The sequence below is a fragment of the Ruegeria sp. BF6 genome (genome assembly GCF_056538665.1).
The window spans coordinates 21,937-42,080 of the sequence record NZ_JBQFTN010000025.1 but is presented as its reverse complement, the minus strand read 5'-3'; the positions used below and the strand labels follow the sequence as shown (position 1 = coordinate 42,080).

Genomic DNA, 20,144 nt, shown 5'->3' with positions numbered 1-20,144 from the left:
CACCCGCGATGTGCTGGAACAGCTGCTGGCCACCTGCCGCGGCTCCCGCCGGGATTGTCGCGACCGGGCGATCCTGATGCTGGGCTGGGCCTCTGGTGGTAGACGGCGCTCCGAGATCACGGCACTGATGCGCGAGGATGTCAGCCTGAAAGCGTTCGAAAAGGAAGGTGTGGTCTGGCTCTCGCTGCTGGAGACCAAGACCACGATCAAGGGTGAAACGCCCCGGCTGGTGCTCAAGGCGCGCGCCGCGCAGGCACTGGTGCATTGGATTGAGGTTGGCCAGATCAGCGACGGCCCCCTGTTCCGCCCGGTCTCCAAGGCCGACCGGGTGCTGAAGCGCCGCCTGTCACCGGATGCGATCTATCAGATCATCAAACACCGGTTGAAACTCGCAGGCCTGCCTGAAGGCTTTGCCTCACCGCACGGGCTGCGGTCCGGCTTCCTGACCCAGGCTGCACTCGACGGGGCCCCGATCCAGGCCGCCATGCGCCTGTCCCTGCACCGCTCCATGGTACAGGCGCAGAAATATTATGACGATGTCGATATCGCAGAAAACCCGGCGACTAATCTGCTGGGGTGACTTTCGATAACGGGAAACGCCGGGCGATTGGCCCGGCGTTCGTCACAGTGCAGAATTCGATATCAAATCCTTACCCGTGGGTAAGATCGTCCTCTTCCTGCAGATCGCCGATCAGAGTTGCAATTGCCTGCTCCAGCCGGGCACGGTCGACGCGTGAGAAATCCAGGTCATAGCGCAATTCGAGCCGCCCGCTAGAGGCTGAGCATTTCGCAACCCCTGCCCGTCCCGACACCTGGAATGTGGTTTTTGCACGCCGCGTTTTTCCACCCGAAGCGGTGACCGGTCTCTTGGGGACGCTCCCTTCGGCTTCAACAAACGACCGCAGTATTGCCACTTCACGCGGGCCGTCACGATCCGGTTCACTCATCACCGCAGTGCTGACCTGACGGATCAAGCCCGGACTGGCGTCGAGCTTGCGTTTCAACTCGACCCCCAAATTGCGCGGAATATCGTTGGGATGCATCAGCACCTTGTCCAGCATCATCAGCAAGCTGGCGAAAGACCGGATATAGCTGCGCTTGGTATAGCTGGCGGATTTGAACAGGATCGCAACCGCCTTGTCGACATCGGCGCAGTCATTGGCCGGATCGTCAGCATAGGCCCGGGCCAGCGCCCCCATTTCGGCAAATGAGATATCCTTGCGGATCAGGTTCTCATCCACCATGCGGCGATAACTGTCATTCAAATCACTCGCGTCGGAGATGCCAGCCGGGATTTTGGAATAGATTTCTTCACCGGTCTCCTCGAACAGCGCCTGATATGCCGAAAGGCGACGCATGCCCTGGATCAGGTCGAAACGACCATCGGAACGACGTTCCAACCGGATCGGGTTCGACAGGCCGATATCACGGATTGAGTCTTTCAACTCGTCCAGCTCAGGGTCAGGGCCGGGCTTGCGGTCTCGGGTCAACTTCTCGGTGACCACGTCCGCCAGAGCCACATGTTCGGTCACCAGACCTTCGGACCGCAAGCGGACAAGCTCGTGCGCCAAGCGGTCGTTTTCGGCCCGGATGGTTTCTTCGGTCGATTGCTGATCGCGCAGGGCGTCGGCGTTTTCCGAGATTGCCGTGGCCATCGGACCGCGCCGTTTCTCAAGCACCTTGTCCGGAACCTTGCCGACCGGGATGTCCTCCATGGCCGGCATGTCGATGTCAAACATTCTGCGTTTACGGCTCATGCGTCATCCTCCAGCTTGTCCCAGGCCGACAGCATCACGCCCCGGAATTCTTCATACACATTATCAAAGGTCGAGCGCGCGCGGCGCCAGGTTTCCCGCGTCATTTCGCGGTAATCCATCTCGTAGACCGAACTCAGGAAGCGACCGGATTGCTCGACGGCGCGGGTCATTTCCACCGGATGTTCGGCGACATGCTCACCGAACACTTTCCTGAACGCATCGAACATGGCCAAATGCAGCGCGTTGCCCGGTTCATACCGGGTCAGCAGAAAGCGTATCTCGCAGAACGTCTTGGGCAGGCCGATCTTACCCGTGGGTAAGGTCTTGTCGAAGCCATAAGCCAGATCCTCCAACGCCTCGGCCAACTGACCGATGAAGGAGGTGGTCGAGTCGTATTCCCAATATCCGGGCCCTGAAGGTACATAAAGCATGTCAGCGGCAAAAACCGCGTTCATCGACTGATACCCAATGGCAGGCGGGCAATCGAACAGGATCAGGTCATAAGCATCGTCCGGGATCTGATCCAGATACCGTGACACGGCGGCAAAGAACGACCATTCGGGGTTCAGGTGCCGGTACTGCGCCGAAGCAAATTCCACGAAGGCCGCGTTGGCGCAGGAGGGAATGACATCGATGGTCGACCACGAGCTCTGCTTTATGAAATCCGATATGCGCAGATCACCAAGCCCCATATCGGTGATCGAGGGCGGCAATTCGCGGCGGGGCAGGGCGGTTCCGGATTCGGCGGCGGCAGGGCGGCTGTTCATCCGCCCGGTCTCGCGGATCAGGTCTCGAGCCATGATGCCCCAAACGGTGAAGTCCTCGGCCACGTCGGTCAGACCCATGGAATGGCTTAGCGTCGCTTGTGGGTCGAAATCCACCACCAGCACGCGATAGCCATCCAGCGCCGCCGCATGGGCCAGGTGCAGGGCGACTGTGGACTTGCCCGCGCCACCTTTGAAGTTGGCTACCGCAGCTCGGATGGCACGCTTGCCCACGGGCCGGGGTGGCATCAGCGACTTGCGGTTCACCTTGAGCCGCCGACGCAGCTCATTCACCTCTTCCAGGCTGAACCAGCGCTGACGGCCTTCGGGCTCCACTTCACCGCCGGGAAGGGATGGATCAGCCGCAAGCTTGCCGCGGAAAGTCGATTGATTGACGCGAAAGATCAGCTCGGACACCTCCCAGCTTGAAAACCGGCGGAGGGTCTTCTCCATCTCGGGGCTGAAGGTCTGCTGGCGAATCCAGCCCTGCAGTTTGAGGGACTGATTGCGCAATGCGTTCAGGTCTTCGTGCGTGTACATGCCTCAAGTCTCATCGTTTGGGACGCTATTTTTTATGTGTTTCCTATTTACGCTTGATTTGCGCTTTAGGCAAAAGGAAATATGATGACACTGTGATCTTACCCACGGGTAAGAAATAAAGGGCTTCGCGCGTGTTGGCCGATTCGAAGCCCAGATGATTCGGAGCGGGACGAATTCACCGGCTCTGAAACAGGATTTAGGGGGACATAAAGGCTGACACCACCCCATATGGGGGGACAAAACCACTCAATAAGGGGACAGCCAGTATGTCCCCCATCACCAATACTTCACCAATATTCTTTTTGATTTTTGATTTGGGACAAGCCGGGATCTGGCTTCAATTCAGACTCCGCTTGACAGAATCGTCCGATTGGACGCTAATCAGGACATCAAGGCGAAAAGCGTTGGCAAACAGCGCGACGTTGGCGGTATAAACCGTCTGAGGCAGACAGAGCGGTGAGAACTGGAATGCAGGTTGCAAAACCGGTCGGGCGAAATGCGCCGGCGATCAAGTATGATATATTGTCAGCACTGACCGTGCACGCCCTGTCGGGCGACAAGCATCGGCAGCGCAGCATCCTGCGGATCATCGCCCTGATCACAACCCGATACAACTGGCGCAACAATGAGCTGTCGATCGGCCGAGAGGAAATCGCCCGTTTGTGGTCGGTGAACGAACGCACCGTCAAACGTGAAATGGCCAAGCTGCGGACAATGGGCTGGATCGCGGTCAAGCGCCCCGCAGCCCGCGGGCGCGTCGCGGTCTATGAGCTGGATCTGAAACAGTTGATGATCGACACGTCCGAAGTGTGGCCGACAATCGGGCCCGATTTCCTGGCGCGAATGACAGAGGAACCTGAGTCAGACACCAATGTGGTACCTTTTACGGCCAAACCGGCGCCGCCGGATACTTCGGATGGGGATGTCTGGACGCAAGTTCAGGCCATCCTGCACGGACGAGACCCCGAGCTTTGGGCTAGCTGGTTTCGGCATCTGGCCGAAGCCGACAGGGCAGGGGGGGCGGTTACACTTGTGGCGCCGTCGCGGTTCATGGCGGACTATATCGCGCAAAAATGGAATGGGAGGTTGCTGGCTGCCTACAGCCGCGTTGACCCGGATGTGCGTAGTGTCCGGGTCGAAGCTACGGAGTAGGGTTCAATCACAGCTTGAAGTTTTCACCTCTATGCGCGACCTGAAGCGATGCAGGATTTTAATTGCCCAAATTGCGGGTCTTTATGCCCGATCATTTTGAAAGCCGCCAAGCTCGTGACCTGCTCGTCATGTGGCACAACCCTGTTTTTGAAGGGCGACCACATCGAGCAGGCCGGAGATCAAGGTGTGATGCATGATGCACCGCTGCTGTTCGCTGTCGGAGACACCATCGAACTGGGGCGCAAGACCATTCAGATCCTCGGCCACGCGCGCTTTTCCTATGGGCGGGGGTTCTGGGACGAATACTGCGGGATTTCGAAAAAGGGCGCGACCTCGTGGATTTCAGTGGACGAAGGCGACGTTGTTGAACAAGTCCGCATCCCGGAAGCGCAGATACCTAAGTCCCAGCCTCCGTTCAAACCCGGCGAGACGCTGGACTTCGACGGTGCCACCTACACCGTAACCGAAGTCGAACAGGCCGAGTGCATCGCCTTGCGCGGGCAGTTCAACGAGGAACTGCAGGTGGGCGAGACATATCGGTTCGTCAATGCCTCGACCGATGGTTTCCGGCTGCTTTCCGGTGAGTTCTGGGGCGAAAACACAGCGTGGTATGAGGGGCGCTGGCACGACCCGTTCGGTGTGAAGGTGCAGATACAGGCATGACCCGGACACCCGAGCTTACATCCATCAATTGCACCTCCTGCGGAGCAGGATTGGACGTTTTGGGCGGTGGACGGGTAGTGGTCAAAATCTGCGAATTTTGCGGATCAGAATTGAATGCACAGGACAATTATAAGGTTCTGCGTAGGTTCGCCGGGCTGAAGCGACCAGATACACCGCTGTCGATCGGGATGCGCGGCAGATTGTATGACGTCGAGTTTGTCATAATCGGCCTGATCCAGCACACCGAACGCTGGGCGGGGCGCGAATTCACCTGGATCGATCATCAGCTTTATTCGCCTACCCATGGCTATGCCTGGTTGACCCTTGAGAACGACCACCTGGTGTTTTCGCGTCGATACAGGGGAACAGGCTGGCTGTCCGAATACGTGGTGGAAAGCGCTGAGCATCGACCAACCATTCATATCAATAGGGAACCATTCCGCTACTACGAGACCACGACCAGCAAGATCACCTATGTCGAAGGCGAATTTACCTGGCGGCCAAAGTTCGGTGAGAGGACGGTGACCGTCACGGCCATGTCCAACTCGGCGATGCTTGCGTTTTCGCAAACGGGCAGCGAGCGCGAAACCTACCGTTCGATCTATGTGACCAAGGCCGAGGCCGAAGCGGCCTTTGGCGTTACGCTGGACCTCAAGCCCTACCGCGTCCATCCGTTGCAACCCTTTGTGGCAGGGCAAAACTACTGGTTCCTGTTGTGGAGTTCGTTTGTGTTCGCGGCCATTTGCCTGGTGACGGCTTTGGCGTTCAACGTGCAGGACGGGCGGGTCGTGCTGCGCAACACCAAAGTGGACCTGCGGGACCTTCCGGTTGAGATCGCCATTCCGCTGGTGGCCGACAACAGGTTGACCTCGATCCGGGTGGCCGGGAACTTGCGGAACAGCTGGGCCTATCTGGAGATGGAGATGCTGGACCCTGACGGCCAGCCGGTGTTCGAGACCGGTCGCACCATCGAATCCTATTCCGGCCGTGATTCCGATGGCAACTGGAGCGAAGGGTCCCCGGCGACCCGGCTGCGCTTTCGACCTGAAATCAGCGGAACCTACACTCTGACGCTCTCGGCGGCCGAAAAAGGGCTGTGGCATGGGGGGAACGGACGGCAACATCCGTCAGGTGAACCGTTCACCCACCTGTCACTGGATGTCCGGACGGGTCTGTTCACCGGCAAGTGGATGGCCTATCTGGGCGCGGTCTTCGGGGCGTTGTTCCTGTATCAGTTCGGGCGTAAATGGCTGCATCGAAAGGCGCGCTGGTCGGGGACTGACTGGGTGGACGAGGATTAATGTGACAGCTTTCCGGATCATCTTCCTATTGATTTCCACCGCGGCCGTGGGGGCCACGGGATACGTAACTTACTACGGTTACGGCGGTGAAAGCCGTGACCCGGACAGGTCGGTTCGCGTCGGCAGCGACGGCGGCGGCTATTATCGATCAAATCGCGTGAAATAACGGGGACATCATGGACTATTTAGCAGCCATTCAGATTGCAGAGATTATCAGCACAATCTTTTACACTTTTCTCGGTGTCACGCTGATGTGGGTGGTGTGGAAGGTCATCGACTGGCTGACCCCGTTTTCGATCGTGCGCGAGATCGAGCATGACCAGAACGTGGCGCTGTCGATCCTGATCGGGCTGCTGTTCGTCTCGGTTGCCATCATCATCGCGGCCGTCATCCTGTCATGACGGCGGCCCGGGCGGTTGAGGCCCGCGCCGCGTGGCTGCTGGCCGCGACGTTTCTGGTTGCCGTCGCCGGGCTGATCTATGAGCTGATCGCGGCCACGCTCTCCAGCTATCTGCTGGGGGATTCGGTACGGCAGTTCTCACTGGTCATCGGGATATTCCTGTCGGCCATGGGGCTGGGCGCGTGGCTGTCGCGCTATGTCACGCACGCGTTTTCCGGCTTTGTCTGGGCGCAGATCCTGTTGGGGATCGTCGGTGGCTTCATGGCGCCAGTGCTGTTTCTGAACTATGCGTGGATGGGGCATGTGGCGACCCCGCTTTATGCGGCGCTGTTCACCATCGGGGTGCTGTCGGGGATGGAAATACCCCTGATCGCGCGGGTACTGGAAGAGATCGGCGCGCTGAAGTTCCGGTTCGAAAATGTCCTGAGCGTCGATTACGTGGGTGCGCTGGTGGCCTCGCTGGCTTTTCCCTTGCTGGTGATCCCGCATCTGGGACTGATGTCGGCCAGTCTGGCCTTTGGCGGGTTGAATCTGGCGGTGGCGGGGCTGTCGCTGTTCCTGTTCCGGCACTGGGCCAGCCGGTTGCAGGTGGGCGTCTGGGTGCTGGCCTTTGCAGCGACCATGGTGGCGTTGTGGCATTCCGAGAAACTGGTTTCGGTCACAGAGGCGGAACTGTTCGAGGATGACGTGATCCTGTCCGAGGCGACGCCCTATCAGCAGATCACGGTGACGCGCTATCGTGACCGGGTGCGTCTGTTCCTGAACCACTCGATCCAGTTCGATACGCTGGATGAGCACCGCTATCACGAGCCGCTGGTGCATCCGGCCATGGCGCTTGCTCCGCGGCGGGTGGATATTCTGGTTCTCGGTGGCGGCGACGGTATGGCCGTGCGTGAGGTGCTGCGTTACGCAGACGTCGAAAGCGTGACGCTGGTTGATCTTGATCCTCGCGTCACACAGGTGTTCCGCGACCATCCGGACCTGTCGGCATTGAACGACAGGGTCTTGTCCGATCCGCGCGTCACCATCGTCAACAAGGATGCGTGGAAATTCCTGGAAGGGGAGGACCGGGTCTTTGACGTGATCCTCATTGATCTGCCGGACCCGAAATCCATCGCGTTGTCGCGGCTATATACACGGCAATTCTACGGGCTGGCTGTCGAGCGGCTGAGCGGGCAGGGGCTGTTGGTCACACAGGCCGGGTCACCATTCTTTGCGCGGCAGGCCTTCTGGTCGGTGGTGGAAACCCTGAACAGCAGCCGTAATCCGCAGCACCCGGGGCGAGGGCTGCATACTTTGCCTTATCACAGCTATGTGCCCAGTTTCGGCGAGTGGGGGTTTGTGCTGGCCTCACCCGAACCGCTGCCGGGTCGGGATCTGAACCTGCCAAAGGGGCTGAGTTTTCTGACCGATGACGTGTGGTAGGCAGCGCAGGCGTTCGGCTCGGACATGGACCGCGTCGCAGTCGAACCCAATACGCTGCAGACCCATGTTCTGACCGGGTACTATCTGGACGGCTGGGACTACTGGTTTCGATGAGCCGCAGCCAAGGCGTTCATCACCCGAACGCGTTCGATCGGCGCAGATGGTCCCTTGATATTCTCCGCAGAATGGTATACCGCCGCATACAAACAAAACGCCGGGTCTCGCCAGAGCACCGCGAATCCGGCAGACAGCGTCATAAATTGCAAACAGCCGGATCAGCCATGAGCCTTTATACAGACTACCTCAGCGAAATCGAAACCCGTAAGGAACAGGGGCTGCACCCCAAGCCCATCGATCATGGCGCCCTTGTCAAAGAGATTGTCGATCAGATCAAGGATGTCGGCAATGAACACCGGGCGGAGTCGCTGAACTTCTTCATCTACAACACGCTGCCCGGCACAACCAGCGCCGCAGGTGAAAAGGCCAAGTTCCTGAAAGAGATCATTCTGGGCGAGGCCTTGGTCGCGGAAATCTCGGTTCCCTTTGCGTTCGAACTTCTGTCGCACATGAAAGGCGGCCCCTCGGTTGAGGTTCTGCTGGACCTGGCGCTGGGTGACGATGCCGCGATCGCGGGTCAGGCCGCCGAGGTTCTGAAGTCGCAGGTCTTCCTGTATGACGCCGACACCGACCGATTGAAGGCCGCTTTCGAGGCTGGCAACGCGGTAGCGAAAGACATTCTGGAAAGCTATGCCAAGGCAGAGTTTTTCACCAAGCTGCCCGACGTCGACGAAGAGGTTCAAGTCGTGACCTATGTCGCGGCCGAGGGCGATATCTCGACTGACCTGCTGTCGCCGGGCAACCAGGCGCACTCGCGCGCGGACCGGGAACTGCACGGTCAGTGCTTTGTCACCGAGAAAGCGCAGCAGGAAATCGAAGCCCTGAAAATTCAGCACCCCGGAAAGCGCGTGATGCTGATCGCCGAAAAGGGCACCATGGGCGTGGGTTCATCCCGGATGTCGGGCGTGAACAACGTAGCGCTGTGGGCCGGTAAACAGGCCAGCCCTTATGTGCCATTTGTCAACATCGCACCGATCGTTGCAGGCACCAACGGCATCTCGCCGATCTTTCTGACCACCGTGGGTGTGACCGGCGGTATCGGCATCGACCTGAAGAACTGGGTCAAGAAGGTCGACGAAGACGGCAACGCGATCCTGAACAATGACGGCAACCCGATTCTTGAAGAGAAGTATTCGGTCGCGACCGGCACGGTGCTGAAGATCAACACCAAAGAGCACAAGCTGCTGAGCGAAGATGGTGAAGAACTGGTGGATGTGTCCGCGTCCTTCACGCCGCAGAAAGTGGAATTCATGAAGGCGGGCGGTTCCTACGCCATTGTTTTCGGCAAGAAGCTACAGACATTTGCGGCCGAGACGCTGGGTGTCGAAGCACCTCTGGTCTTTGCTCCATCGAAAGAGATCAGCCACGAAGGTCAGGGCCTGACCGCGGTTGAGAAGATCTTCAACAAGAACGCTGTCGGCACAACTCCGGGCAAGACCCTGCACGCCGGTTCGGACGTGCGTGTGAAGGTCAACATCGTCGGGTCGCAGGACACCACCGGCCTGATGACCATGCAGGAACTTGAATCGATGGCCGCGACAGTCGTGTCCCCTATCGTTGATGGTGCCTATCAGTCGGGTTGTCACACTGCATCGGTTTGGGATGCCAAGGCACAGGCAAACACGCCTCGCCTGATGAAGTTCATGAACGATTTCGGCCTTGTCACCGGTCGCGATCCCAAAGGCGTCTATCATGCGATGACCGACGTGATCCACAAGGTGCTGAACGACATCACGGTGGATGACTGGTCGGTTATCATTGGCGGCGACAGCCACACCCGCATGTCCAAAGGTGTGGCCTTCGGGGCCGACTCGGGCACCGTGGCGCTGGCGCTGGCAACCGGTGAAGCCTCGATGCCGATCCCGGAATCGGTCAAGGTGACGTTCAAAGGCAAAATGGCCGACCACATGGACTTCCGCGACGTAGTGCACGCCACGCAGGCGCAGATGCTGGAACAGCATGGCGACAACGTGTTCCAGGGCCGCGTGATCGAAGTGCATATCGGCACGCTGCTGGCGGACCAGGCCTTTACCTTCACCGACTGGACCGCCGAGATGAAGGCCAAGGCCTCGGTCTGTATCTCCAACGACGACACCCTGATCGGTTCGCTGGAACTGGCCAAGTCGCGCATCCAAATCATGATCGACAAGGGCATGGAGCATGATAACGGCATGCTGCAAAAGCTGATCAACATCGCTGATGCCCGCATTGCCGAGATCAAGTCGGGTGAAAAACCGGCACTGACCCCGGATGACAATGCGAAATACTCCGCCGAGGTCGTCGTCGATCTTGACCAGATCGTCGAGCCGATGATCGCCGACCCGGATGTCAACAATGCCGACGTTTCCAAGCGGTACACCCACGATACGATCCGTCCGATCTCGTACTACAATGCTGAAAAGCACGTTGATCTGGGCTTTGTTGGCTCGTGCATGGTGCACAAGGGTGACATCAAGATCGTCGCGCAGATGCTGAAGAATCTGGAAAAGGAAACCGGCAAGGTCGAATTCAAGGCCCCGCTGGTGGTCGCGGCACCGACCTACAACATCATCGACGAGTTGAAGGAAGAGGGCGACTGGGAAGTGCTCGAGAAATACTCGGGCTTCGAATTCGACGACCTGTTCCCGAAAACACAGGCACGCACCGAGTATGAGAACATTCTCTACCTTGAGCGTCCCGGCTGTAACCTCTGCATGGGTAACCAGGAGAAAGCCGCCAAGGGTGACACGGTTCTGGCCACGTCGACCCGCCTGTTCCAGGGCCGTGTCGTGGCAGATGCGCCGGACAAGAAAGGCGAAAGCCTGCTGGCCTCGACCCCGGTTGTCGTGCTGTCGGCCATCCTGGGCCGGACGCCGAAGATCGAAGAATACAAAGCAGCGGTCGAAGGCATTGACCTGACCAAGTTCGCCCCGCCGGTGGTGCCTGAAAACACCAAGTCGGCGCACTTTTAAAATTTTTCAGGCCGGTTCAATTTGAACCGGCCTGATCTTTTCCGACACGGCGTTGAAACGCCTGTCAGTTTTAAAACCAGCGTTTGTGCCGCAAGCTTTTGGCACGGCCAGAGTCTGCGACTTCCTGGAAACACCCATGCTGCGATCTCGGTAAATAGCAGCAAGCCAGACGTCGCAGTGCTGGGGAATTGCCTCTTTGGGATCATGTTGGCGACCGCGATGCCGCCCTGAGCAGCCGAGGGGGATCTGAACGATTTGAACCCGCACATGTGCTGAATGAGACCTAAGTCGCTCAGACCAAGGTACAATATCGAAACACTGTTCTACTTCCTATGTTTGGCCCAGCACCGGTCCGGTGCCTGAACCAATGAGGATTGAGGCCATGGGATTCGCTGCATTTCTTGGAACTCTTTTAAAGGGGAGGAATGACATGAACATTCAAAACGTACAGGTCAGCACTGCGCTGGACACCTCGCACCTTGGCGTCGAATTCCCATTCAAAGCGCGCTATGGCAACTTCATCAACGGTGAATTCGTTGAACCCAAATCGGGCCAGTATTTCGAAAACACCACACCGATCACCAACGAAGTGATTTGCGAAATCGCCCGATCGAACGCTGATGACATCGAGGCAGCGCTAGACGCCGCCCACGCCGCGTTCCCGGCCTGGGGCAAGACCTCGACCACCGAGCGCGCCAACATGCTGCTCAAGATTGCCGACATCATGGAGGCCAACACCCAGACCCTGGCAGCCGCTGAAACTCTGGACAACGGCAAGCCGATCCGCGAGTCCATCGCTGCTGATCTGGCGCTGTGCGTCGATCACTGGCGTTACTTTGCCGGCTGCATCCGTGCCGAAGAGGGCCATGTCTCGGAAATCGACGGCGACACCTATGCCTATCACATCCCCGAACCGCTGGGCGTTGTTGGTCAGATTATTCCGTGGAACTTCCCGCTTCTGATGGCGGTCTGGAAACTGGCGCCAGCGCTGGCCGCAGGCAACTGCGTTGTTCTGAAACCTGCCGAACAGACCCCGGCCTCGATTCTGGTTCTGGCTGAGCTGATCGCCGATGTCCTTCCTGCTGGAGTTCTCAACATCGTCAACGGCTATGGCCTCGAAGCCGGGAAGCCGCTTGCCTCTTCTAACCGCATCGCCAAGATCGCCTTCACCGGCGAAACCACCACCGGGCGCCTGATCATGCAGTATGCGTCGCAGAACCTGATCCCGGTCACCCTGGAACTGGGCGGCAAATCACCGAACATCTTCTTTGAAGACGTGATGGAAGCGGATGATGAATTCTTCGACAAATGCCTCGAAGGTTTCACCATGTTTGCCTTGAACCAGGGCGAGGTCTGCACTTGCCCCTCGCGCGCGTTGATCCAGGAATCGATCTACGACGATTTCATTGCCCGCGCTCTGGAGCGCGTAAAGGCGGTCAAGCAGGGCAACCCGCTGAGCATGGACACGATGATCGGTGCGCAGGCCTCGATCGAACAGAAGGAAAAAATCGCTTCCTACCTGCAACTGGGCAAGGATGAAGGCGCCGAATTGCTGACCGGTGGCAACGTGTCGACTCTGCCTGGTGTCGAAGGTGGCAACTATATCGAACCCACCGTGTTCAGGGGCCACAACAAGATGCGGATCTTCCAGGAAGAGATCTTTGGCCCGGTTTTGTCGGTCACCACATTCAAGGACGACGCCGAAGCGCTGGAAATCGCCAACGACACGCTCTACGGCCTCGGTGCCGGTGTCTGGACCCGCAACGGCAGCCGCGCGTTCCGGTTTGGCCGTGAAATTCAGGCCGGTCGTGTCTGGACCAACTGCTACCACGCCTATCCGGCCCACGCGGCCTTTGGCGGCTATAAGCAGTCGGGCATCGGTCGTGAGACCCACAAGATGATGCTGGATCATTACCGTCAGACCAAGAACCTTCTGGTCAGCTACAGCCCCAACGCGCTTGGCTTCTTCTAAGCAATCCACGAACAGGCCGTCCCCGCTGAAATTCGGGGACGGCTTTTCCTTTGTGTTCCCGAAAGGCCACGCAATGACCGACACCATGACCGTTACCGCGACCGACGCAGCTTTGGCGCTTATTGCGGATCTCAAAAGCCGGTTTGGAGAGCATCTGCTGTTTCACCAGTCGGGTGGATGTTGTGACGGCTCGGCCCCAATGTGCTTTCAGCAGGACGACTACATAGTCGGGGACAACGATGTTCTGGTCGGTATGATTGGTGATGTTCCATTCTACATGAACGCTGATCAATACGAACGTTGGAAACACACGAACCTGATCGTCGATGCGATTGATGGGATCGGCGGCATGTTCTCGCTTGAAAATGGATCGGGGCGGCGGTTCCTGACGCGGTCGGATGTCTGTTTACGCTAGGTGGATCGTGTGCAGCAGATGCGTGTCGGAACAAATACTGAATAACTGTAACCCAATGCTCTAACCCGCTGTCCGGGGCCGCCTTACAGACACTAAAGCAGATTTAGTCCCCGGTCCCTGCCAATGCATCTTCCAGAAATCCGCGAAGCTCGTCCGGATCAATCGGTTTGTAAAACAGAGCCGCGTCGAGCGTTTCGCAGATCCCCTGCAGATCGCGCGAGCGGTTGGCAGTCACCAGACAGGCCGGCACCGGACCATGTATGGCGCGGATCGAGTTGATTGCATCGATACCGAGCGCCCCGTTATCCAGTTGATAATCGGCTATGATTACGTTCGGAGCTGTATCGACTTCCCGCAGCAGTTCTTGGGCCTCTTCCAGGTTCGCACAGGGCAACACATCAAGTCCCCAATTGTCCAGAGTGATGGTCATGGCGGAGCGCAGCTCGGCGTCGTTTTCGATCAGTACAGCGATCTGGTGTTCCAGTGATTTGCCGCTTGAGGCGGGAATTTTGGCGGGTTGTTTGCTTGGGGTCGCCGCGCTGACCGGCAGTTCAACTTTAAAGCAGGTGCCGTACCCTACATGCGAGGAAAGGTGCAATGGGTGTTGCAGAAGGCGGCAGGCGCGTTCGACAATGGCGAGACCAAGGCCCATGCCCTCGGTCGGATTGGCCGTCGCGTTCAGGCGGTGGAACTCATAAAACACTTTCTCCTGCTGATCCTCGGGGATGCCGGGGCCCGTGTCCCAGACTTCGACACGGACCGAACCCGAACCGCGCCGTACGCCGACCAACACCTTGCCATGTTCCGTATATCGAATTGCATTCGAAGCAAGGTTCTGAAGGATGCGGCGCAGATAGGATGCGTCGCTTTCGACCCACGCGTCACAGTTGACCAGTCGAAACTCCAACCCTTTTTTCCGGGCCAGTGGTTCCAATTCATCGTTTAGCTGGGTCAGCATGTCCCGCAGGTTGATCGACGAGACGTCGACCGAAGCGAGACCTGAATCCAGTTTGGAAATATCCAGCAGGGCCGCGAGGATCTGCTCGACACTGACCAGCGCATTGCTGACTTTGGAAACGCGTTCGCGAAGTTCGGACCGTTGCAGATCGCAATCGAGGGATGCCACATAGAGCTTTGCCGCTGAAAGTGGTTGCAACAGGTCGTGGCTCGCCGCGGCAACAAAGCGCGATTTCGAAGCATTCGCCCGTTCGGCTTCGGACAAAGCGTCCTCAAGGTCCAGGGTACGTGTGGCCACGCGCTGTTCGAGGGTTTCGTTCGCTTGCTTGATTGCGCGGACGGCCGCCCGTTCCGCAGTGATGTCGGTGAAGCTGATCACGAATCCCTGATCGGGCATCTGTTGGGCAAAGACGGCGAGGACACGATCGGCGCCAATGCCAATTTCGAATGACAGCGGAGCGCGCGTGGTCTTGCTCGCCACCCAGGCTTCGACATCGGTATTGTCGATCGGGCCAAGGAATTCCAGATCGTCACGGATTTCGCGGTAGAACGATGAGAAAAAGGTTCCAAGCTGCATCTGGTTTGCCGGTATCGCCAAAAGCTCACCGGCGCGGCGGTTCCAGCCAACAAGCTGGCTTTGGTCGTCAAAGATAAGAACGCCTTGATTCAGATGCTCGAGCGTGGCCTTGATCAGCTTTGCCTGATCGTCCAGCAGGCGTTCGCGTTCCTGTAACTCGAGCCGCATCATTTCGGTGATGTCAGTCTGGATGATCACGGTGCCGCCATCCGGCGTGCGATGCTCGCTGACTTGCAGCCAGCGGTTGTCGGCCAAGCGGACGCTAAAGGCGGCGTGACTGTTCTTGTGCTGGGCCAGTCGGTAGGCCTCCCAACCCTGTGGAGTTTCGCCATCGGGCAGCGACAGATAGGGGCTGTGGGCGATCAGGTGGACATAGTTTTCGAAATTCAGCCCCGGCTTGAGCAGGTGATAAATATCCCGCATCTGCTTGCTGAACCGGCTGTTGCACATGACCAGCGCATCGCTTGGATCGAATAGGGCGAACCCTTCTTTCAACGTCTCGATCGCATTGGCGAGGTTGGCCCGGGCCGCTTCGGTTTCGGCGTTGGCATCTGCCAGTTTCGCGTTCGAGACGTTCAATAGATCCAGCGCGTGCTCGAGTTCCTTGGTACGCGAGCGCACTTCCTCCTCAAGCATCACCGCCCGCTGAAACTGGGTGTAGGCGGCACCTGAGGCTTCGGAACTCTGTTCGACCCGCCGCATCAGCGTTTCGGTGATCTTAAGCAGTTTTTCGTTTTGACGCTCGAGCGTGTCCCGGGGATCGATCAGTTCGCTGGTCATGGCTCAGCCATCCTCGGGCGGATAAATCGCGACGCCTGTGAGCGTCTGATTCACATGCATCGAGTTGACCTGTTCGCCATAGGTGGAAAAGCCGACAACCCGGTTTTCCCCGAGCACCCGTGAGATGTCGGTTGTCATCTGCTTCTGCTGGGCTTCGAGGCGGCGCAGGATGCAATCGCAGGCCAGCACGATTTCCGGCTGTTTCTGCTCAGACAGGGCCGCCATTTCACGGGACAGATGCGTGACCATATTCTCGGCATCGGCCAGCGTGAGGACGACACCCTCGTCAATGGCCGAGAAAAACACCAGATCGCCGTTTTCGGCCACCTGCTGGATCGCGCGCACATGGTGCTGATCACCGATCTGCACCACCACCGGATGGGCCGCAAAAGTAAAGGTTGTCAACTGCTCGGGATCCTTGTCGAGCAGACGTGCGTATTCCCGCGCAGCCGGTTCGGCATTGATCTCGTGGACGATGCGCCGGGCCGGATCGGCTCCGGTCACCACCATGCGTTTCTGGGCCGGGATGAGATGGTCGGTCTTGAAAACGTGGATAGGGCAGCGGCTGCGGACCTGAATGAGAATGGCGGCGTTGGAATGCGCGCGCCCACCATGCAGCACATAAGTTTTTCCGAAATCAGTGCCGTCGCCGGCCGAACCGCCAAAAAAGGGGACTGGTCCGAGTCCGACGGACAGTTGCGACGTTAGCATATCTTCCTTGGTGGACAGTCCGTCGATTAACAGAAAGGTAAAATCCGAGATCCAGCCCGGCGTTTCCCGCGCCATATGGTTTCGGTTGCGGATCATGCGCTCGATCAGGTTCTGGGCGTCAAACCGATCGAGATCGTCGATGAGGATGGTCCGGGTGTGAAAGTGGGTTTGCGGAAACCCGACAGCCACGATCTTGCCATCGGTATAACCCTTTTCGCCGATCTCTCCGGCCGTGGTGCAGCCAACCACCTGGGCTGGTGCAAAAACCCGCTGGGCTTCGTCGATCAGCCGGGACACATCAGTTTCCGGAGACAGAAACAGTAAAACCAGGGACAGATCTCCGGGGCTGAGCGCCCTGGCCAGTTGCGCAACCGCATCCGGGGCCAGGCAATCGACTTGTCCAGACCGCACGATTTGTGCCGCCCCGGACAGACCATGAATATGGCCCATCTCATTTCCTCCCCTGAAAACCGCGGGCCAGACTAGCCGTGTGGTGTTTGGTCGTGCAAGACATTTGCAAAGCTGGTCTGCTTTGCGATCAGTACCGCCTGCGTACGGCTCTGAACACCCAGTTTCCGCATGATCGCGGTGACATGCGCTTTGACCGTAGTCTCGGCAATCGACAGATCATAGGCGATCTGCTTGTTCAGCTTGCCTTCGCAGATCAGCTGCAGAATGCGGCCCTGCTGATTGGTCAGCGATGCCAATCGCTTCATTGCATCGTCCTTTTCGGCCGCGTCCGTTTCTTCGAGCAGAACGCAGTCGGACGGGATGAAGGTTTCCCCGCGCTTCAGAGTTTCCAGCGCCTGATAGAACACGTCTCGCTGGCTGTGCTTGGGAATGTACCCGGCGGCCCCGGCGTGAATTGCCGAACTGATGATGCGATTGTCGGCCATCGACGATGCCACAAGGATCGGGCATTTGGTGGCGTTGCGCAGACGCAAAAGCCCATCAAGCCCGTTCACGTCCGGCAGGTTCAGATCGAGCACGATCAGATCCGGTTCAGTGCCACGCGAGATCATGTCAAGCGCCCCTTGAAGAGTCGGGGCGGTGTGCATGCTGGTGATCGACGACACAACCTGCAATGTCATCGACAGGGCATCGCAAAACAAGGGGTGATCGTCCACGATTAGGGCGGAATTGAAAGTGATCGCCTGTGCTATGTCGGTGTTCGCGTGCATTTGAATCCAGATCAGATAGCGTTGCCTGCCATCATACCAAAGTAGCGGCTTAGCAGGATATACGCCTAAAGTCGTAGAACGACAAACGCGCACCTCGGGAGTGCGCGTTCTTGGTTGAGTGTATCCGTGCCGGATCAGTCGGCTGCAGCCAGTTCCTTGGGCAGCTTGAATGTCCAGACCATGCCACCCTGGTTCAAATAGTTGACCTTTTTGGCCACTTCACCGCCCCAGAGCGGAACCGCGCCGCCCCATCCCGAGACAATCGAGACATATTGCTCTCCGTCCTGCTCCCAGGTTACGGGCTGGCCAACAATGCCCGAACCGGTCTGGAACGACCACAGCTCTTCGCCTGTTTCGTCGTCAAAGGCGATGAACTTGCCTTCCGGCGTGCCGGTGAAGACGAGGCCGCCGGCAGTGGTCATCACACCGCCCCAAAGCGGTGCGTCGTTCTTGAATTCCCACTTGACCTCGCCGGTGTCGGGATCGATCGCCTTGAGGCTGCCGATGTGGTCCTCGTAATTGGGCTTGATGGTGAAGCCTGCGCCCAGGTATGCGGCGCCTTTTTTGTACGAGATCGGTTCGTTCCAGATATCCATGCCCCACTCGTTCGACGGGACATAGAAATTTCCTGTGCGCTGCGAGAACGCCATCGGCATCCAGTTCTTGCCGCCCAGGAACGAGGGCGAGGCAAAGATCACGTCACCCTTCTTGCCGTCTGCCGCATCTGCCGGGTTACCGGGCCGGTTTTCCTCTACAAAGATCGGGCGCCCAGTCTCGTCGATGCCGCTGGCCCACGAGATGTCCTTGACGAAAGGCGTGGCGCTGACAAAAGCACCGTCCTCGCGGTTCAGCACGTAGAAGAAACCGTTGCGGTCGGCGGTGGCAAAGCGCTTGTTGCCTTCGCGGTCGGTATAAGCGACCACTTCGTTGACACCGTCATAGTCCCAGCCTTCGCGCGGGGTGGTCTGAAAATGCCACTTGATCTCACCGGTTTTCGGGTCGATGCCGATGCGGCTGGCGGCATAGAGATTGTCGCCCTTGTTGCCTTCTGTCGGGGTGCCGGCGTTACGTAAATGGCTGTTCCAGGGTGCGGGATTGCCGGCACCAAAGACGAGCGTATCGGTGTCGGCATCGTAGGAACCACCCAGCCAGGTTGCGCCTCCACCGGTTTTCCACATATCGCCCGGCCAGGTCGCGTTGAGCGTTCCGGTCATGGTGGATTCTTCACCGTTGAGCGTGCCCATGTGACCTTCGATCACCGGGCGGGTCCAAACAAGCTCGCCGGTTTCGGCGTCGCGCGCCTGCACTTCACCGATGATGCCGAACTCACCACCCGAGTTACCGGTCACGACCAGACCGTCCACGATCAGCGGTGCGGCTGTATAGGAATAGCCAGCCTTGTAGTCGGCGATTTTCTTACGCCATTTCACGTCGCCGGTTTTCAGGTCCAACGCCACGATGCGGGCATCCAGGGTGCCGAAATAGAAATTGTCGCCATAGATGGCACCGCCGCGATTGATCACGTCACAACAGGGCAGGATGCCTTCGGGCAGGCGTGCGTCGTACTGCCAAAGCTCTTCACCCGTGTTCACGTCGATGGCATAGACACGGCTGTAAGAGCCAGTGATATACATCACCCCGTCATAAATCAGAGGCTGGGTTTCCTGGCCGCGCTGCTTTTCCCCGCCCAGGCTGAAGGCCCAGGCCGGGATCAATTTATGGATGTTTTCCTTGTTCAGCGTGTCCAGCGGGCTGAAACGCTGCAGGTGGCGTCCCATACCGTTGGTCACGATCTGCGACGTGACAGACTGGTCATTCCTGATTTCTTCTTCGGTCACTCCGGCGTGGCTCGCGCCAGCCAACATGACCCCTGCAACTGCTGCAGTGATAAAGCGATTCATGTGGGCTCCTCCCATGATGTATCTGTTCCAAAGCCAGGCGCTTAGTCGCGCGGGTTTCCGGCTATGTGCATTATTGGGAACAGGTTGACCCCGGGGTATTGCACAAAGGTCGTAAGACAGATCAGGTCATGCGCCGTGTCAGCCCCCGTGCGGGATCGAGCTCCCTGACCGACAAGCCAAGAAACACCACTGAGGCAACACAGGTCCACATCAGCGCGATGCCATTGAGCAGCAGAATCAGGCAACGGGCGATTTCCAGTCGCCTCCGGTGACCACCGCTGAGGTTGCGCACGGTTTCCTTTGACCGGTTGCGCGTGATGAGCCGGTCCAGAACGGCATCGGCGCGGGATTGGGTCAGCTTGCCCGACAATCCGTGTAGCGCGGCGAAAAAGGTGAGGGTGAGTATAACCGAGAGATTCAAATCAAACGTGGGCTGCTGAAAGACAACTCGGATGTTTTTCAAGGCAATGCGGGGGTCCCTTGCCATGTCGTGTTAGGCAATTTCGATACGGTCTTGGGGGACGTAAACAGCCGGATTAGAAGGCCGAACAGGGTGGATTCCCGGCCCAGTTCGGACCCA

General features: G+C 58.3%; 17 protein-coding genes. 10 read left to right on the top strand and 7 right to left on the bottom strand.

Translation table 11 applies throughout. From position 1 onward, the window contains the following. The coding region (locus tag ACR0IM_RS23625; RefSeq protein ID WP_480683394.1) for a tyrosine-type recombinase/integrase at positions 1–580 on the top strand (580 nt) is incomplete at its 5' end. 70 nt (positions 581–650) lie between these two features. Here the strand turns inward: ACR0IM_RS23625 and ACR0IM_RS23620 are convergent. Together ACR0IM_RS23620 and ACR0IM_RS23615 are read right to left on the bottom strand one after the other, a co-directional pair. After that, positions 651–1,757: a ParB/RepB/Spo0J family partition protein gene (locus ACR0IM_RS23620; RefSeq protein WP_480683393.1), complete on the bottom strand. Its 1,107-nt coding sequence runs from the start codon at positions 1,755–1,757 to the stop codon at positions 651–653. Then, complete coding sequence (locus tag ACR0IM_RS23615) at positions 1,754–3,061, bottom strand: AAA family ATPase (protein WP_480683391.1); 1,308 nt, start codon at positions 3,059–3,061, stop codon at positions 1,754–1,756. Before ACR0IM_RS23615 ends, ACR0IM_RS23620 begins: the two co-directional genes overlap by 4 nt. A 468-nt stretch (positions 3,062–3,529) precedes the next feature. Here ACR0IM_RS23615 and ACR0IM_RS23610 point away from each other — a divergent pair, with 468 nt between their 5' ends. The 9 genes from ACR0IM_RS23610 (at position 3,530) to ACR0IM_RS23570 (ending at position 13,457) form a co-directional block, all read left to right on the top strand. Next, the gene (locus ACR0IM_RS23610; RefSeq protein ID WP_480596217.1) at positions 3,530–4,213 is read left to right on the top strand and encodes a DnaA N-terminal domain-containing protein; all 684 of its coding nucleotides are present in this window, start codon (positions 3,530–3,532) and stop codon (positions 4,211–4,213) included. Between the two features lie 189 nt (positions 4,214–4,402). Next, positions 4,403–4,876, top strand: a complete 474-nt coding sequence (locus tag ACR0IM_RS23605) for a DUF4178 domain-containing protein (protein ID WP_480643449.1) — start codon at positions 4,403–4,405, stop codon at positions 4,874–4,876. Continuing rightward, positions 4,873–6,177: a DUF4178 domain-containing protein gene (locus ACR0IM_RS23600; protein WP_480683390.1), complete on the top strand. Its 1,305-nt coding sequence runs from the start codon at positions 4,873–4,875 to the stop codon at positions 6,175–6,177. Before ACR0IM_RS23605 ends, ACR0IM_RS23600 begins: the two co-directional genes overlap by 4 nt. Position 6,178: 1 nt before the next feature. Continuing rightward, positions 6,179–6,343 carry a hypothetical protein gene (locus tag ACR0IM_RS23595; protein ID WP_480683389.1) on the top strand — a complete coding sequence of 55 codons (165 nt, stop codon included), beginning with the start codon at positions 6,179–6,181 and terminating at the stop codon, positions 6,341–6,343. A gap of 10 nt (positions 6,344–6,353) precedes the next feature. Further along, positions 6,354–6,578, top strand: coding sequence for a DUF350 domain-containing protein (locus ACR0IM_RS23590; RefSeq protein ID WP_480596211.1), 225 nt, complete (start codon positions 6,354–6,356; stop codon positions 6,576–6,578). Then, the gene (locus tag ACR0IM_RS23585) at positions 6,575–8,002 is read left to right on the top strand and encodes a polyamine aminopropyltransferase (protein ID WP_480683388.1); all 1,428 of its coding nucleotides are present in this window, start codon (positions 6,575–6,577) and stop codon (positions 8,000–8,002) included. Before ACR0IM_RS23590 ends, ACR0IM_RS23585 begins: the two co-directional genes overlap by 4 nt. A 281-nt stretch (positions 8,003–8,283) precedes the next feature. After that, positions 8,284–11,070 carry a bifunctional aconitate hydratase 2/2-methylisocitrate dehydratase gene (locus ACR0IM_RS23580; RefSeq protein WP_480683387.1) on the top strand — a complete coding sequence of 929 codons (2,787 nt, stop codon included), beginning with the start codon at positions 8,284–8,286 and terminating at the stop codon, positions 11,068–11,070. A 430-nt stretch (positions 11,071–11,500) separates the two neighbouring features. Further along, the gene (gene adh, locus ACR0IM_RS23575; RefSeq protein WP_480596204.1) at positions 11,501–13,042 is read left to right on the top strand and encodes an aldehyde dehydrogenase; all 1,542 of its coding nucleotides are present in this window, start codon (positions 11,501–11,503) and stop codon (positions 13,040–13,042) included. A gap of 73 nt (positions 13,043–13,115) precedes the next feature. Then, positions 13,116–13,457, top strand: a complete 342-nt coding sequence (locus tag ACR0IM_RS23570) for a DUF779 domain-containing protein (RefSeq protein WP_480643444.1) — start codon at positions 13,116–13,118, stop codon at positions 13,455–13,457. A 103-nt stretch (positions 13,458–13,560) separates the two neighbouring features. Here ACR0IM_RS23570 and ACR0IM_RS23565 read toward each other — a convergent pair whose 3' ends face one another. From ACR0IM_RS23565 to ACR0IM_RS23545, 5 genes are all read right to left on the bottom strand, one after another. Continuing rightward, on the bottom strand, positions 13,561–15,771 hold the full coding sequence (locus ACR0IM_RS23565) for a hybrid sensor histidine kinase/response regulator (RefSeq protein ID WP_480683386.1): 2,211 nt from the start codon (positions 15,769–15,771) through the stop codon (positions 13,561–13,563). Between the two features lie 3 nt (positions 15,772–15,774). Continuing rightward, positions 15,775–16,932 (bottom strand): FIST N-terminal domain-containing protein, encoded by a 1,158-nt coding sequence (locus ACR0IM_RS23560; protein WP_480683385.1) that lies wholly within the window; start codon positions 16,930–16,932, stop codon positions 15,775–15,777. A gap of 32 nt (positions 16,933–16,964) precedes the next feature. Beyond that, positions 16,965–17,663, bottom strand: a complete 699-nt coding sequence (locus ACR0IM_RS23555; RefSeq protein ID WP_480596195.1) for a LuxR C-terminal-related transcriptional regulator — start codon at positions 17,661–17,663, stop codon at positions 16,965–16,967. Positions 17,664–17,797: 134 nt separating this feature from the next. Next, positions 17,798–19,564 carry a PQQ-dependent methanol/ethanol family dehydrogenase gene (locus ACR0IM_RS23550; RefSeq protein WP_480596193.1) on the bottom strand — a complete coding sequence of 589 codons (1,767 nt, stop codon included), beginning with the start codon at positions 19,562–19,564 and terminating at the stop codon, positions 17,798–17,800. Between the two features lie 121 nt (positions 19,565–19,685). Beyond that, positions 19,686–20,027, bottom strand: coding sequence for an ATP-binding cassette domain-containing protein (locus ACR0IM_RS23545; protein WP_480683384.1), 342 nt, complete (start codon positions 20,025–20,027; stop codon positions 19,686–19,688). Positions 20,028–20,144: the final 117 nt, after the last annotated feature.